The following is a 14,592-nucleotide window of genomic DNA, read 5'->3' on the forward strand; positions in this document are numbered from 1 at the left end:
CAACGCAGCAGCGCGCGACGGCGGGATTGCGCCTCGCGGCATGGGAGTTGCGCCGCACTGAGCAGCGATCCACACAGGCTTTGCTTTAGTTCAACGGACACGGAGAAATCACATGTTCTGGGAGAAAAAGCTGGCGCAGTGGGTGGAAGACGTAAAAACCAGGGCTAACCTGCCAGCACGCCTCGTGCTGTGGGACGGCCAACAACATGACTTCGGGCAGTTCGCCGCGCCTCAGGTCACGCTACATGTCAAAAGCGCCACGGCGCTGCCTTATCTGCTCGAACCGAGCCTCGACAATCTGGGCGAGGCGTATGTGAAGGGCAAGATCGACATCGAAGGCAAGCTGTCGGACATCATCAACATCAGCTATCAGCTGGCACGCAACACCGTCACGAGCGCGAGCAAGCTGGCGCGCGTACGGCGCTACTTCCAGCACTCGAAATCGTCGGATAAGAAGGCCATTCAGTATCACTACGACGTCTCGAACGAGTTCTACAAGCTGTGGCTCGACGAGAACATGGTGTACTCGTGTGCCTACTTCGAGAATGGCGACGAAGATCTCGCCACCGCGCAGATCAAGAAGATCGACCACATCCTGACCAAGATCCAGTTGCAACCGGGGCAGCGCCTGCTCGATATCGGCTGCGGCTGGGGTGCGCTCGTGCTGCGCGCGGCGCAGAAATTCGGCGCCAGGTGCGTGGGCGTGACGCTGTCGCAGAACCAGTTCGATCTCGCTACGGCGCGCGTGAAAGCCGCAGGCCTTGAAAACCAGATCGAGATTCGTCTGCAGGATTACCGCGACATCCAAGGGCAGTTCGACCGCATCACCAGCGTCGGCATGTTCGAGCACGTGGGCCGCAAGAATCTGCCGGGCTACTTCGAGAAGATTCACGATCTGCTCGCCGACGACGGCATCGCCATGAATCACGGCATCACGTCGAGCGATTCGGACAGCGGCGAAACCGCGCTGGGCGGCGGCGAATTCATCGACCGCTATGTGTTTCCCGATGGCGAACTGCCGCATATCAGCCTCGCGCTCGAAGCGATGCAGCGCGGCGGGCTGGAAGCGGTTGACGTCGAAAGCCTGCGCCGTCACTATGCGCACACGCTGGACATCTGGGCGGAAAACTTCGAGGCGCATGCGGACGAAGCCCGCAAGCTGGTCGACGACGAAAAATTCCGCATCTGGCGCGTGTACCTCGCCGGTTGCGCGTACGCGTTCGAAACCGACGACGTCTCGATCTACCAGGTGGTATGCCGCAAAGCCGGCCGCAGCGCGAAATCCTTGCCGTGGTCGCGCCGCTACATGTACGACAAACCGCTGTGATACGGTTGCGCCGTGGCGGCGTGCCGGGTCTACGTGCATGGCGTGGGCGGCCCGACGCGGCGCAAACCTTAAACAGCAGGTCGAACATCGATGGACCAGAGCGGGACAAGTGAAGTTGAACAGCCGGTGAGCGGCGAGCAAGATGCACAGGCCGAGGAGGCGGTGCAGTTCGATCTGTTCGGAATGCCGGTGGAGCGAACGCCGGCGCCGAATCCCGATGTGGGCGCAAAACCCCGGCGCGCGACGGCCGGAGCCGACGCCAATGCAGCGCCCGCGACCGCCGATACGCCGAAGAGACGCCGTTCGCGCGACGTCCTCCCCGCACCACCCTCGTCCGAACTCCTGGCGCTCGCCGCCGAATTGCCCTCACAGGTCCACCTCGGTACGTCGACATGGTCGTTTCCGGGCTGGAACGGCATCGTCTACGGCGACGAGTACAGCAACAGCAAACTCTCGCGCGAAGGTCTGACGGCTTATGGCGCGCATCCGCTGTTGAAAACCGTCAGCATCGACCGGTCGTTTTACCAGGCGCTCACCGTCACCGAATACCTCCGCTATGCACAGCAGGTGCCGGAGCACTTCCGCTTCATCGTCAAAGCGCCCATGACGATCACCGACGCCACCGTGCGCGCCGAACGCGGCGAGCCGGTTTCGTTGAACCCGTGTTTTCTGAACGCGCAAATGGCCATCGACGAATTCGTCACGCCATGCATCGAGGGTCTCGGCGCGAAGACGGGCGCACTCGTGTTCCAGCTCTCGCCGCTGCCCGACCAGATGCTCGCGCAACCGGCGGTGTTCATCGAGCGACTCGCCGATTTCCTGACAGCGTTGCCGAAGCTGCCGGAAGGCACGTGCTACGCGATCGAGATCCGCGACGGAAGTTTGCTCACGCCGCGCTTCATCCGCACCTTAAAGGCGGCGGGCGTGCGCTATTGCGTGGGGATTCACGCGCGGATGCCCGACCCGTTGCGCCAGGCGGCGGCGCTCGCGCTGCTGGACGGCGAGCCGGCCGGACCGCTGATCGTGCGCTGGAGTTTGCACGGCGGCTTCAAATACGAACAGGCGAAGGCCAAGTACGAACCGTTCAACCAGCTGGTCGATCAGGATCCGGCGACCCGCAGCGCGCTCGCCGAACTGGCCGCGCGCTACGCGCTGGCCGGCCAGCCGGTGGTGATCGCCATCAACAACAAGGCGGAGGGATCGGCGCCGTTGAGTTGCGTGGAACTGGCGCGGGCGATCATTGAAGCGTATGCGCGCCTTGCTCATGAGCATGAGCACGAGGATGAGCCAACGCGCCGGCTCAGCTCGCCTTGATCCGGTGCGCGAACTTCTGACGAAACTTCGCGACCTTCGGCGCCACCACGAACGAGCAGTACCCCTGATTCGGATGCTGCGCGAAATAGTTCTGGTGATACGCCTCGGCCGGCCAGTAGTTGCCGTCGAGCGGCAGCACCTGGGTGACGATCTGGCCGTCGTAGATCTGCTGTTCGCCGATCTCCCGGATCGCCTGTAACGCCGTTTCGCGCTGCGCGTCGGAATTGGCGAAAATCACCGAACGGTATTGCGTGCCGACGTCGTTACCCTGCCGGTTCAACTGGGTCGGATCGTGGATCGCGAAGAAAATATCGAGAATCTCGCGATAGCTGATCTTCGCCGGATCGAAGTCGACATTCACGACTTCCGCGTGGCCCGTCGCGCCGTCGCACACCTGTTCATAGGTCGGCCGCTGGGTCTGGCCGCCCGCATAGCCGGACTCCACCGAATTCACCCCTTCGACGCCCAGATACACCGCTTCGAGGCACCAGAAACACCCGCCACCGAGGGTGGCGACTTCACCTGTCTGACTCATGCTGCTTGCTCCTTGTTACTCATAGTCGGCCGATGCCGGTCCCAGTCAAAACCGCCACGCTCATGCCACCACCGAGACTTTCCAGCTTAGCGGTTTTTCCATTAACCGGTAGGGGTCGCGGCCAGTCCACCGCGATTGCAGTTAAAATTGGGATAAATTGACGATTTTCACTATGACTTTTGAATCATTTGTTTCCGGCCGCACGCGCGACGGGTTCAGCCCGGGCGTCACCCGCCCCGGCACCAAGGCTTCCGCCCAATGAAGCACGCCAGCCCGCCCAACTTCGACCAGTCCGCCTTTAAACAGGCGCTCAGCCAATTCGCCACCGGCGTCACTGTCATTACAACGCGCGCAGCGTCCGGCCAATTGATAGGGATCACGGCCAGCTCGTTCAATTCGGTTTCGCTCAATCCGCCGCTGGTGCTGTGGAGCCTCGCCACGCGCTCGGCGTCGATGCCGGTGTTCCGGGCGAACAGTCACTACGTGGTCAATGTGCTGGCTGCGTCGCAGCTCGATCTGTGCAAACGCTTCGCCACGGTGAAGGGCGATCGTTTCGAAGGCGTGTCGCACGCCGAAGGCGACACCGGCATGCCGGTGCTCGACGGCGCCCTCGCCTGGTTCGAATGCCATAACCGCAGCCGCTACGAAGAAGGCGACCACGTGATTTTCGTCGGCGAAGTGGAGCGCTGCGGCGTCCACGAGAATGCCGCGGAGATTGCGCCGCTGGTCTTCCAGAACGGCCAGTTCCACGGACTCACGCCGCTCTGAGCGCGGCGCCGCTGTGGATAAACAGCGGCCGCAAGCACGCAAAGGCAGGCAAAAGCAGAGACAAGCCGACGCAAGCTGACCAGCCGCCCGCCCTCAGCTATGCGGCGCGCTGTGCCCGCTGGTTTTCTTCACTAGCGACACCGGCACGCCCGAATCTTCCTTGAGCGTCTGCAGCACGATATTCGAACGAATATCCATCACGCCCGGCGCCTTATAAAGGCGTTGCAGCACGAAATCCGAATAGTGTTTGAGATTGTGAGCGAGGACCCGCAGCAGATAATGGGTTTCGCCGGTCACGACAAATGCGCCGACCACTTCCGGCCAGTCCCGCACTGCCTCCGCAAAACGCTCGTGCCAGTTCTCCTGGTCGTTGCGCATCGACACCTGCACAAACGCTTCCAGTTCAAAACCCAGCACTTCCCGGTTCAGGCACGCGCGGTAATGTTCGATGACGCCCTGCTCTTCCAGCAAGCGCAGGCGTCGTAGACAGGCCGATGGCGAAAGCGAAATGCGCTCCGCCAGGTCGAGATTGCTGATCCGTCCTTCTTGCTGAAGCACCGTCAAGATACGGCAATCGGTGGCGTCGAGCGAGATCGCGTTCATATTCGGTCTCCCTTTCCCGTTTGTCTCAAATTATGTTCCAAGACACGGCTCAGAAGGAGATTTTTTCGCAATCACATTTCGCGGCAAGCCACCTATCATTCCTGGATAGACACAATCCGCTGATGGAGACATGGAAACACTCTGGGACATCACCCCCGCCGTCGATACCGCGACGCCCGTCTGGCCCGGCGATACGCCCGTCGGCATCGAACGTGTGTGGCGCATGGAGGCGGGCTCGCCCGTCAACGTCGCGCGTTTGACGCTGTCGCCGCATACCGGCGCTCACACCGACGCGCCGCTTCACTACGACGCCGAAGGCGCGGCGATCGGGCAAGTCGCGCTCGATGCGTACCTTGGACGCTGCCGCGTGATTCATTGCATCGGCGCTTCGCCTGTTGTCACGCCACAACACCTGACTGGCTCGCTCGACGATCTGCCGCCGCGAGTCTTACTACGCACTTACGAAAACGCGCCGACTGCGACTTGGGACAGCGCGTTTTGCGCAGTTGCGCCGGAGACCATCGATCTGCTGGCCGCGAAAGGGGTGAAGCTGATCGGCATCGATACGCCATCGCTCGATCCGCAGGAATCGAAGACGATGGACGCGCACCACCGGATTCGCGCGCATCGCATGGCGATCCTCGAAGGCATCGTGCTGGATGCCGTCGCGCCCGGCGACTACGAACTGATCGCGCTGCCGCTCAAGCTGACCACGCTCGACGCAAGCCCCGTGCGGGCCGTGTTGCGCGCGCTGCCCGAGTCCTGCTGATCGCCGACGCGCCGTAAAACTGAAGCACCACATTCATCGCATCCACCGAACTCCCTGATCTGATTGACTGGACCATCATGAACACTCGTGAAGAAGCATTGGCGCTGGATAGCGCCGACCCGCTCGCAACCCTGCGCGACCAGTTCGCGCTGTCGCCGACCACCATCTATCTCGACGGCAACTCGCTCGGCGTTCCACCGGCGGCCGCTGCGCAACGCGCGCAAACCGTGATCGGCGCCGAATGGGGCGAAGGCCTGATCCGCAGCTGGAATACTGCCGGCTGGTTCGAATTGCCGCGCCGTCTCGGCAACAAGCTCGCGCCGCTGATCGGTGCGGCCGAAAACGAAGTGGTCGTCACCGATACGATTTCGATCAACCTGTTCAAACTATTGTCGGCTGCCGTGCGGCTGGCGAATGCACGCGATCCGAAGCGTCGCGTGATCGTGTCCGAGCGCTCGAATTTCCCGACCGATCTGTACATCGCACAAGGGCTGATCGAACAGCTCGACCGCGGTTATGAATTGCGCCTCGTCGACGACCCGTCCGAACTGCCCGCCGCGATCGGCGAAGACACCGCGATCGCCATGATCACGCACGTGAACTACCGTACCGGCTACATGCACGACATGGCCGCGCTGACCCGACTGATCCACGACAAGGGCGCGCTCGCGCTGTGGGACCTCGCGCATTCGGCCGGCGCGGTGCCGGTCGACCTGAACGGCGTCGGCGCGGATTACGCGGTGGGCTGCACGTATAAGTACCTGAATGGCGGCCCGGGCTCGCCGGCATTCGTGTGGGTGCCGAAGCGGCATCAGAACGACTTTGCGCAGCCGCTGTCCGGTTGGTGGGGGCATCGCGCGCCGTTCAAAATGGACCCGGCGTATCAACCCGACGACGGTATTGGCCGCTTCCTGTGCGGCACGCAGCCGATGGTGTCGATGTCGCTGGTCGAATGCGGACTCGATGTGTTCCTTCAAACGGATATGCAGACGGTCCGCGCCAAGTCGCTCGCGTTGACCGATCTGTTTATCGAACTGGTCGAGGCGCGTTGCAGCGAGTTTCCTTTGAAGCTCGTAACGCCGCGTGACCACGCGCAGCGCGGTTCGCACGCGAGCTTCGAGCATCCGCATGGCTATGAAGTGATGCAGGCGTTGATCGCGCGTGGCGTGATCGGCGACTATCGCGAGCCGCATGTGTTGCGGTTTGGCTTTACGCCGCTGTACACGCGCTTTGTCGATGTGTGGGATGCGGTGGAGACGCTGCGCGACGTGCTTGCGAAAGAGACCTGGCGAGCACCTGAATTTGCCGCCCGCGGCGCAGTGACCTAAGGAGCGCGCGATGACCACCGATCACATGCAAACGCCGGGCTTGCCCGAAGAGAAGCCGGCGCAAGGGTGCCCGTTTGGACATGGCAGTGGGGTTGCTCATTCCGCCTCTACTACGGCCCCTGCCACCTCCGATTCCGGCGCTGGCTGGCACGACGCGCAGCTCGATTTTTCGGAATCGATGAGTTACGGCGATTACCTGTCGCTGGGGACGGTGCTGGATGCACAGCATCCGCTGTCGCCGGATCACAATGAGATGCTGTTCATCATCCAGCATCAGACAAGCGAGTTGTGGATGAAGCTCGCGCTGTATGAGTTGCGCGCCGCGTTGAAGGCCGTGCATCGCGATGAGTTGCCGCCGGCGTTCAAGATGCTTGCGCGCGTGTCGCGGATCATGGAGCAGCTTGTGCAGGCCTGGAGCGTTCTCGCGACGATGACGCCGTCCGAATACACGGCGATGCGGCCTTATCTGGGTAGCTCTTCCGGATTCCAGTCCTATCAGTATCGGCAGATCGAGTTTTTGCTCGGCAATAAGAATGAGCAAATGCTGAAGCCGCACGCGCATCGGGCGGATGTGTATGCAGAGGTGAAGGCTTCGCTGGAATCGCCTTCTTTCTATGATGAAGTCGTGCGCTTGCTGGCGCGGCGCGGGTTTGCGATTTCACCTTCCAGGTTGGAGCGTGACTGGACGCAGCCTACTGTGCATGATGCTTCCGTCGAAGCAGCCTGGCTGGAGGTCTATCGGAATCCTTCGCAGCATTGGGAGCTGTACGAGATGGCGGAGGAGCTTGTCGATCTCGAAGATGCGTTTCGTCAGTGGCGGTTCAGGCATGTGACGACGGTGGAGCGGATTATTGGGTTCAAGCAAGGGACAGGCGGCACGAGCGGTGCGCCTTATCTGCGGAAGATGCTGGATGTGGTTTTGTTTCCTGAGCTTTGGCATGTGAGGACGATGCTTTGATCGGCACGCTTCTATTGTCAATGCGCGAAGCATGGACTGCGTTCGCGCGCTGCCTGTCAACCTGCGGACGCTTCGACCTGAATGTAAAGATTGGTCACAATTCGCGTGTTTAGCCTGTGTGTTTGATCGTCTTAAAAAACAGTTGAGTTAGATTGCTAATTGCCGTCAAACAAAGCGGCCGGATGTGAGAGCCCGAAGCGCAAAACCGCACTATCAGCGAGAGTGGGTAGTGCACAACCATGCACGTCTGTTTCTATGGGCGGGCCGTGGTGAGGTAGCCGCAAGGCTCGCCGGTTTTGGTTTTGTGCCCGGTCTCTCAAACTCGCTACGTGCCCGCTCGCCCCAACTATTGGTTGACGGCTGTCGGGCGATCCAGGAACACACCGGAAATCGCACATGACCAAGACCACCAAGAAAAGTCAAACTGCATCACGCCCGCCCGTTGATGCACTCCAGTATGAAAAGCTTGCACTGTCGGCGTTTGGAGCTTGCGACCGGCAAATCCAGCAGCTTCGAACGCTGATTGATCTCGCGGCAAGCATCACGCGATGCCCCGCCACGACGGTTGAGGAGCGGCGTCGTGAGCGCAATCTGCTGGAACATCTTCTCTATACCGTCGAGCAATACCAGCAGGAAGTCGAATGCGACCGTGACCTGTACCAGGTGATCGCACTCGATGCCAAGGGGGTCGCTCACAGCCGCATCACGGCCAAGCTTGCGACACAGCTTCTTTCGGATGCTGCGCAGGCGGGACGAGAAGCAGGAGAGGCTGCAGCCGAAGCCGAAGCTGCGGCGGATAAAGCTGTGACGCGTAAACAGGGGCGCGTAAAGACAGCAGCGCGTGCGCGAGCTAACGCGCAGCAGACAGCAGTGAAGCACTAAGGTCAAATAGCGGCTACCACGCAGCGACGAAGAAGGCGCGACCAATCGTGCCTTTCTCCTCGCTCCGGCGCCGAACAACCCTCACCTCGCCGTATACCCCCCATCAATCGGCAAACAAACCCCACTAATCATCGAAGCCGCGTCGCTCAACAAAAACATAATCGGCACCGCGACCTCAGCCGACTCAGCGAAGCGCCGCAAAGGAATCGCCATCAAAGCGGGATCGCGCTTCGCCGGATCGCTCCACGCCTGTACCGCCATCGGCGTCAACGTAACCGTCGGATTGACGCTATTCACCCGAATGCCGTAGGGCCCCAACTCGATGCACAACGCGCGCGTAACGGCATCGAGCGCCGCCTTGGAAGCCGAATAACTCAAATGATCGTCGAGCGCCACGAGCGCAGCCTGACTGGATACATTCACGATGCTGCCGGCTCGCTTCGCATCGATCATCCCGCGAGCCACATGCTTGGCAACCAGCACCGCCCCTCGCGCATTCACCCCCATCACACGATCGAAACTCGCGCCGGTCGTGTCCACGGCACGCTCGAGCAAAGCAATCCCCGCACAGTTCACGAGCCCATCGAACGCCTCGAACGAACCGAATGCTTCATCGATCGCCGCTTCATCGCTCACATCGAGCATCAACGGCTCGCATCCGGTTTCCTCGGTCAACCGCGCAAGCTCATTCACATTTCGCGCCGCAGCAACCACATTCGCGCCAGACGCGCACAACGCTTCCACCGTCGCGCGTCCAATTCCGCTCGATGCGCCAGTGACCAGAATCGACCTGCCGGAAAAATCAAACGTAGCATTCATGATGTCTGCAACCGATGCATGACTGGCTTCAACGCCGGATATAAATCCGTATAGATGCCGAACCGCTGCGCGTACAACGCCATCCGTTGCGCGTTCGGCTCCGCGCGTTCAGTCAGCGTGACCCATCCGTTCTGCGCCGCCTCACGCGATACCAGGCCGACGCCGACTCCCGCCAGCAACGCCGCGCCCATCGCTGCCTCCACGTCCTGCTCGATCGTATAGACCGGATAGCCGGTGATGTCCGCAATGATCTGCATCCAGAGATCCGAATGCGCGGCGCCGCCGACGACAATCAACTTGTCATCCAGAGATTGCGCACCTTTACGCCCCGCTTCGATGTTGTGCTTCAGCGCGAACGACACGCCCTCCAACACCGCGCGATACAAATGCGCCCGTGTATGAAACAGGCTCAGGCCGACAAACGCCCCACTCGCCTTTGCATCCCAAACCGGACTGCGTTCGCCCATCAAATACGGCAAGAACATCACGCCGTCTGAACCCGCCGGAATTTGCGAAGCGCTCTCTTCAAGCAACCGATGCGGATCCCCATTCGGCGTCGCACGTGCGGCCTCGGTCTCCGCATGACAGAACTGCTCGCGATACCACGTCACCGAAGCGCCCGCCGTAATCGCGCCGCCGAACACATAAATATCGCGCTGGCCATTGAACACGTGCGGCATGCTGATCAACCCATGCCGCGCGTCGACGGTCTGATTGATATACCCCCAGCACATGCTCGTACCGATCATCGCAACGTGCTGCCCAGCGCGCGTCACGCCTGCGGCAAACGTCGCCACCGCCGCATCCACGCCACCCGCGACGATCGCCGTGCCCGCCTCCAACCCAAGCTGCCCCGTCCACTGCGACAACAATCCGCCCACCACGTCCGACGATTCCACCAGCCGCTCCGGCATCATCGTCGCGGGAATGCCGAGCATGTCGAGCGCGTCATCCGACCAGTCGCGTTTCGCAATGTCGTAAATACCGCCGATATTCCCCGCCGAACTGTGATCGACGGCGACCTCGCCGGTCAGCATATAAATCACGTAGGCATTGGGCGGCAGAAAGTAACGCGTATGCGCCCACACATCCGGCTCATGGTCGCGCAGCCACAACATCTTCGTGTAGCCGTAGTAGCTGTCCACGCCATTGCCCGTAATGGCATACAACCGTTCGAGGTCGATGTTTGCACGCACCCACTCGACCTGATCGGTCGCACGCCGGTCCATCCAGATCAGACACGGATAGAGCGGCCGCATCTCGCTATCAACGGGAATGCCCGAGCCGCCATACAAGCTGCTCACGCATACCGCCTTGATCGACTTCGCCGCGACGCCCGCCTCCCTCGCCTGGCGGACGCACGCGGCAATGCATTCCACCACCGCCTTCAACCACACCGCCGGCCATTGCTCGGCCCATAGCGGCCTGGGCGTATCCGGCTGATAGCTCGACGCATGCTGCGCGACGATCGCGCCGTGCTGATCGACCAGCAGCGCCTTGGTGCTCTGCGTGCCGATATCGACGCCGATGACGTAGTCCATACAGTCTCCGTTCATGTGCCGCTCGTCCTTGACCCACGCTGCGCCAAACTCTCAGGCACGCGGCTTCATCAACACCTTGATCGAATCGAGCGAATTGGCAACCTTGATCGCTTCGTCCCATTCTTCCAGCGAAAAGCCATGCGTGACGATGCCCTTTGACGTCACGAGTCCGCGCGCCAGCAAGTCGATTGCAATCGGATAGCAGTATGGGCCGAGATGCGCGCCGCGTACATCGAGCTCTTTGCGGTCGCCGATCACCGACCAGTCCAGCGTCGTATCCGCGCCGAATACGGAAAACTCGACGAAGCGCCCGAGCTTGCGAATCAGATCCATGCCCTGGTTGACGCCAATCGGCGCGCCGGTCGTTTCGATGTAGACGTCGCAACCATAGCCGCCGGTCAGCGCATGAATGATCGCCAACGCGTCGTCCTGCTTCGGATTGATCGTCACGTCCGCCCCATATTCACGCGCGAGTGCCAGACGCTCTTCAACCAGATCGATCACAACGAGCTTCTTCGGCGTTTTCAGATGCGCGACTTGCGTCATCATCAAGCCGAGCGGACCCGCGCCCGCAATCACCACCACGTCGTCGAGTTGCAGTTCGCCGCGGTTCACCGTGTGGATCGCGCACGCGAGCGGTTCGATGATCGCCGCGTCTTCGAGCGAGATCCCGTCAGGAATCTTGTGGACGATCGCGGTCGGCGGAATGCGCATGTACTCCGCCATGCCCCCGTCCGCGACTTCGCGCTGAAAGCCGAAGATGTTGTGCACCTCGCACATCCAGTACTGGCCGGATTTGCAATAGCGGCACTTGCCGCACGGCACGATCTGTTCGGCGATCACGCGGTCGCCCAACTTCACGCCAAAGTGATCGGCCGCGCCTTCGCCAATTTCTTCGACGAACCCGAAAAACTCGTGACCCGGAATCACCGGCGCTTTGACCCAAGGGCTCGGGCCGCCCCAAAACATCTTCGCGCCGGAATGGCATTTGCAGTCGCTCGCGCAGATACCGCACGCGGCGATGCGGATCACCAGTTCATGGGCACGAGCCTTAGGCTTGGACACCTGTTCGACGCGATAGTCTTTCGGCGCGTGGCAGACGATCGCCGTCATGTCCTGCTTATCTGAATGCGTGGATTGAGTCATTGCATGGTCCTGCTAAAAAGACGTCGGTTAAGAGTTACTTTCTGCGGTCGCGGCTGATGTAGATCGCCAACAAAATAATTCCGCCCTTGATCACGTTCTGCACATACGGATTCACGCCGACCATGTTCAGGCCGTTGTTCAATACGCCCAGCAGCAAGGCACCGATCGGGGTTCCGATGATCGAGCCGCGTCCGCCGGAGATCGAAGTACCGCCCATCACCACGGCGGCAATGGCGTCGAGTTCGAAGCCGACGCCCGCGTTCGGTTGGCCGCTCATCAGGCGTGCAGTCAGCACAATGGCGGCGAAAGCGGAGGTCAAACCTGCGAGCGTGTAGACAATCAGTTTCACGCGCGCCACGCGCACGCCCGAGAGACGCGTCGCCTGCTCGTTGCCGCCGATCGCATACACGTAGCGGCCGAACGGCATGCGTTCGAGCAGCACCCAGGCAATCGCGTAGATCACCACCATGATCACGACCGGCGCCTGGATGCCGAGGATCTTGCCGCTGCCGAAGAAGCTGACCCAATCAGGGAGGCCGTCGATCGGATAGCCGCCGGTGTAGATCAGCGCGAGGCCGCGCGCGATGCCCATCGTCGCAAGCGTGACGATGATCGGCGGCATACCGGCGAACGCAACGAAGAACCCGTTCGCGGCACCGAAACCCAAACCGACCGCAATCCCCACCGCCAACGCGGCCACGGCGTTCATGCCGGCGACCATCAAACCCGCGGCAAGCGTGCCCGCCAAAGCCATCACCGACCCCACCGACAAATCGATGCCACCGGTCAGGATCACGCACGTCATGCCCACGGCAATGATCGCGTTGATCGACACCTGACGCAGCACGTTCTCGATATTCGCAGCGGAAAGAAAGCTGTCGCTCGCGAACACCATCACGATGCACACCACCAGCAAGCCGATGAACGGATAGAACAGCGTCGAGCGTTTCAGCCCGGCCCACGTGAAGCGCATCGGCGCGCCTGGCGCATCCCCCGATGAGACCTCCTTCGGAGCGTCACGACTGACAGCTGAAGTTTTCGGCGAAGAAGAAGGACTAGGCGTGTTCATGGGTTGCTCCACGGGTGCCGGCTGTTGCATAGGTCATCACGGCGTTCGAATCGATCTGATCGCCTTCGAGCATCGCTTCGATGCGGCCTTGCCGGAACACGGCGACGCGGTCGCACATGCCGACGATCTCCGGCAGTTCGGACGAGATCATGATGATCGAGTAGCCGCGTGCGGTGAGTTCGCGCATCAGCAGATAGATTTCGGCTTTGGCGCCGACGTCGATGCCGCGCGTCGGTTCGTCGAAGATGAGGATGTTGGTGTGGTGATTCAGCCAGCGCGCAATCACCACCTTTTGCTGATTGCCGCCTGAGAGCGTCGCGACTTCGGTGTGCATCGTCGGGGCTTTGACGCCGACGCGCTTCATGATGTCAGCAGTGGCGCGCGCTTCGCTGCGCTGATCGATGAAGAAACGCAGCGAGCGGTATTTGCCGAGGTTGTTGATCGAGATGTTCTGCTTGATCGAGAAATCGGTGATCAGGCCTTCGGTCTTGCGGCTCTCCGGCAAGATGCCGACGCCGGCGCGCAATGCGTCGGCCGGATCGGACAGTTTTGCGGCCTCGCCGTTGACGCGGATCTCTTTCTCATACGCCGGGTCCGCGCCGATCACGGCCAGCGCAGTTTCCGTGCGGCCCGACCCGACCAGTCCCGCGAAACCGAGAATCTCGCCTTCGCGCAAATTAAAGCTCAGCATCGGGCTGTCTTTCAGCAGTTGCAGCTTGTCGACTTCGAGCACGACCTTCGTATCGACGCGCAACGGCGGCTTCGGCGGGAAACTGTTTTCGATGCGGCGCCCCACCATCATTTCCACGAGACGGCTCACATCGGATTGCGCGACTTCCGTCATGCCGACGTACTGACCGTCGCGCAGCACCGTAATGCGATCGCACACGTCGAAGATCTCTTCCAGGTGATGCGAGATAAAAATCATCGCGACGCCCTGCTTCTTCAGATCGCGCATGATCGCGAACAGATGTTCCGCTTCGGCCGGCGTCAACGTCGCGGTCGGCTCATCCAGAATCAGAATGCGCGCTTCCAGAGACAACGCCTTGCCGATTTCGACAAACTGCTGCTGCGCAACCGACAGTTCGCGAATCGGCACTGACAGGTCGATCGCCACACCGAGGCGCTGAAAAATCGCGGCGGCCGCGCGCCGCATCTTGCCGCGTTCGAGCAGACCCAAACCGTTCTTCAACTCACGGCCGAGAAACATGTTCTCCACCGCGTTCAGATACGGAATCAGGCTGAACTCCTGAAACACGATTCCCACGCCCGCGGCAACCGCATCGTGGTAATTCGTGAAGTGACGCGCTTCACCCGCGATCGTGATCATGCCTTCGTCCGGCTGATAGATGCCGCACAGGATCTTCATCAACGTCGATTTACCCGCACCGTTTTCGCCGAGCAAGGCGTGAATCTCGCCACGCGCGATTTCCAGATGAATGCCTTGCAGCGCCTTCACACCGGGAAAGCTTTTGCTGATGTTGTCGAGCTTGAGTATCGTGTCCATCGGATCCTCCTCTGCTGCTCGCCGCC

At 61.1% G+C, this 14,592-nt stretch carries 14 protein-coding genes; 7 read left to right on the forward strand and 7 right to left on the reverse strand.

The window, feature by feature from the left end; translation table 11 throughout:
- Positions 1–112 precede the first annotated feature (112 nt).
- Positions 113–1,327, forward strand: a complete 1,215-nt coding sequence (locus DSC91_RS22245) for an SAM-dependent methyltransferase (RefSeq protein WP_115780888.1) — start codon at positions 113–115, stop codon at positions 1,325–1,327.
- Between the two features lie 90 nt (positions 1,328–1,417).
- Positions 1,418–2,641 (forward strand): DUF72 domain-containing protein, encoded by a 1,224-nt coding sequence (locus DSC91_RS22250; RefSeq protein ID WP_115780889.1) that lies wholly within the window; start codon positions 1,418–1,420, stop codon positions 2,639–2,641.
- Here the strand turns inward: DSC91_RS22250 and msrA are convergent.
- Entirely contained in the window at positions 2,628–3,176 is a 549-nt protein-coding gene (gene msrA, locus DSC91_RS22255; RefSeq protein WP_115780890.1) for a peptide-methionine (S)-S-oxide reductase MsrA, read from the reverse strand. The two genes, DSC91_RS22250 and msrA, sit on opposite strands and share 14 nt — an antisense overlap.
- A 258-nt stretch (positions 3,177–3,434) precedes the next feature.
- Between msrA and DSC91_RS22260 the strand changes: the two genes are divergently transcribed.
- Positions 3,435–3,944: a flavin reductase family protein gene (locus DSC91_RS22260; RefSeq protein ID WP_115780891.1), complete on the forward strand. Its 510-nt coding sequence runs from the start codon at positions 3,435–3,437 to the stop codon at positions 3,942–3,944.
- Positions 3,945–4,037: 93 nt separating this feature from the next.
- Here the strand turns inward: DSC91_RS22260 and DSC91_RS22265 are convergent, their stop codons facing one another.
- Entirely contained in the window at positions 4,038–4,547 is a 510-nt protein-coding gene (locus DSC91_RS22265) for an Lrp/AsnC family transcriptional regulator (protein WP_115780892.1), read from the reverse strand.
- A gap of 130 nt (positions 4,548–4,677) precedes the next feature.
- On the opposite strand from DSC91_RS22265, the gene kynB reads away from it, so the two are divergent.
- The 4 genes from kynB (at position 4,678) to DSC91_RS22285 (ending at position 8,484) form a co-directional block, all read left to right on the forward strand.
- Positions 4,678–5,316, forward strand: coding sequence for an arylformamidase (gene kynB / locus DSC91_RS22270; protein ID WP_115780893.1), 639 nt, complete (start codon positions 4,678–4,680; stop codon positions 5,314–5,316).
- Between the two features lie 77 nt (positions 5,317–5,393).
- On the forward strand, positions 5,394–6,644 hold the full coding sequence (gene kynU, locus DSC91_RS22275; RefSeq protein WP_115780894.1) for a kynureninase: 1,251 nt from the start codon (positions 5,394–5,396) through the stop codon (positions 6,642–6,644).
- A gap of 25 nt (positions 6,645–6,669) precedes the next feature.
- Positions 6,670–7,602 (forward strand): tryptophan 2,3-dioxygenase, encoded by a 933-nt coding sequence (gene kynA / locus DSC91_RS22280; protein ID WP_425272048.1) that lies wholly within the window; start codon positions 6,670–6,672, stop codon positions 7,600–7,602.
- 396 nt (positions 7,603–7,998) lie between these two features.
- A complete protein-coding gene (locus tag DSC91_RS22285) occupies positions 7,999–8,484 on the forward strand; it encodes a hypothetical protein (RefSeq protein ID WP_115780896.1) in 486 nt (161 codons plus the stop codon).
- A gap of 81 nt (positions 8,485–8,565) precedes the next feature.
- Here DSC91_RS22285 and DSC91_RS22290 read toward each other — a convergent pair whose 3' ends face one another.
- Genes DSC91_RS22290 through DSC91_RS22310 form a run of 5 tightly spaced genes read right to left on the reverse strand, consistent with a single transcriptional unit; the run spans position 8,566 to position 14,566 of the window.
- Positions 8,566–9,303: an SDR family oxidoreductase gene (locus tag DSC91_RS22290; RefSeq protein WP_115780897.1), complete on the reverse strand. Its 738-nt coding sequence runs from the start codon at positions 9,301–9,303 to the stop codon at positions 8,566–8,568.
- Positions 9,300–10,844: an FGGY-family carbohydrate kinase gene (locus tag DSC91_RS22295; RefSeq protein ID WP_115780898.1), complete on the reverse strand. Its 1,545-nt coding sequence runs from the start codon at positions 10,842–10,844 to the stop codon at positions 9,300–9,302. Before DSC91_RS22295 ends, DSC91_RS22290 begins: the two co-directional genes overlap by 4 nt.
- Before the next feature lie 51 nt (positions 10,845–10,895).
- The gene (locus DSC91_RS22300; RefSeq protein WP_115780899.1) at positions 10,896–11,990 is read right to left on the reverse strand and encodes an alcohol dehydrogenase catalytic domain-containing protein; all 1,095 of its coding nucleotides are present in this window, start codon (positions 11,988–11,990) and stop codon (positions 10,896–10,898) included.
- 34 nt (positions 11,991–12,024) lie between these two features.
- Complete coding sequence (locus DSC91_RS22305; protein ID WP_115780900.1) at positions 12,025–13,059, reverse strand: ABC transporter permease; 1,035 nt, start codon at positions 13,057–13,059, stop codon at positions 12,025–12,027.
- Complete coding sequence (locus tag DSC91_RS22310; RefSeq protein ID WP_115780901.1) at positions 13,046–14,566, reverse strand: sugar ABC transporter ATP-binding protein; 1,521 nt, start codon at positions 14,564–14,566, stop codon at positions 13,046–13,048. The genes DSC91_RS22305 and DSC91_RS22310 overlap by 14 nt, the downstream gene beginning before the upstream one ends.
- Positions 14,567–14,592 lie beyond the last annotated feature (26 nt).

It is taken from the genome of Paraburkholderia caffeinilytica (genome assembly GCF_003368325.1).
GTDB classification, from domain to species: Bacteria; Pseudomonadota; Gammaproteobacteria; order Burkholderiales; family Burkholderiaceae; genus Paraburkholderia; species Paraburkholderia caffeinilytica.

Coding starts and splice junctions, on each gene's coding strand:
- DSC91_RS22245 (WP_115780888.1), top strand. CDS start 113: ATGTTCTGGGAGAAAAAGCTGGCGCAGTGGGTGGAAGACGTAAAAACC.
- DSC91_RS22250 (WP_115780889.1), top strand. CDS start 1,418: ATGGACCAGAGCGGGACAAGTGAAGTTGAACAGCCGGTGAGCGGCGAG.
- msrA (WP_115780890.1), bottom strand. CDS start 3,176: ATGAGTCAGACAGGTGAAGTCGCCACCCTCGGTGGCGGGTGTTTCTGG.
- DSC91_RS22260 (WP_115780891.1), top strand. CDS start 3,435: ATGAAGCACGCCAGCCCGCCCAACTTCGACCAGTCCGCCTTTAAACAG.
- DSC91_RS22265 (WP_115780892.1), bottom strand. CDS start 4,547: ATGAACGCGATCTCGCTCGACGCCACCGATTGCCGTATCTTGACGGTG.
- kynB (WP_115780893.1), top strand. CDS start 4,678: ATGGAAACACTCTGGGACATCACCCCCGCCGTCGATACCGCGACGCCC.
- kynU (WP_115780894.1), top strand. CDS start 5,394: ATGAACACTCGTGAAGAAGCATTGGCGCTGGATAGCGCCGACCCGCTC.
- kynA (WP_425272048.1), top strand. CDS start 6,670: ATGCAAACGCCGGGCTTGCCCGAAGAGAAGCCGGCGCAAGGGTGCCCG.
- DSC91_RS22285 (WP_115780896.1), top strand. CDS start 7,999: ATGACCAAGACCACCAAGAAAAGTCAAACTGCATCACGCCCGCCCGTT.
- DSC91_RS22290 (WP_115780897.1), bottom strand. CDS start 9,303: ATGAATGCTACGTTTGATTTTTCCGGCAGGTCGATTCTGGTCACTGGC.
- DSC91_RS22295 (WP_115780898.1), bottom strand. CDS start 10,844: ATGGACTACGTCATCGGCGTCGATATCGGCACGCAGAGCACCAAGGCG.
- DSC91_RS22300 (WP_115780899.1), bottom strand. CDS start 11,990: ATGACTCAATCCACGCATTCAGATAAGCAGGACATGACGGCGATCGTC.
- DSC91_RS22305 (WP_115780900.1), bottom strand. CDS start 13,059: ATGAACACGCCTAGTCCTTCTTCTTCGCCGAAAACTTCAGCTGTCAGT.
- DSC91_RS22310 (WP_115780901.1), bottom strand. CDS start 14,566: ATGGACACGATACTCAAGCTCGACAACATCAGCAAAAGCTTTCCCGGT.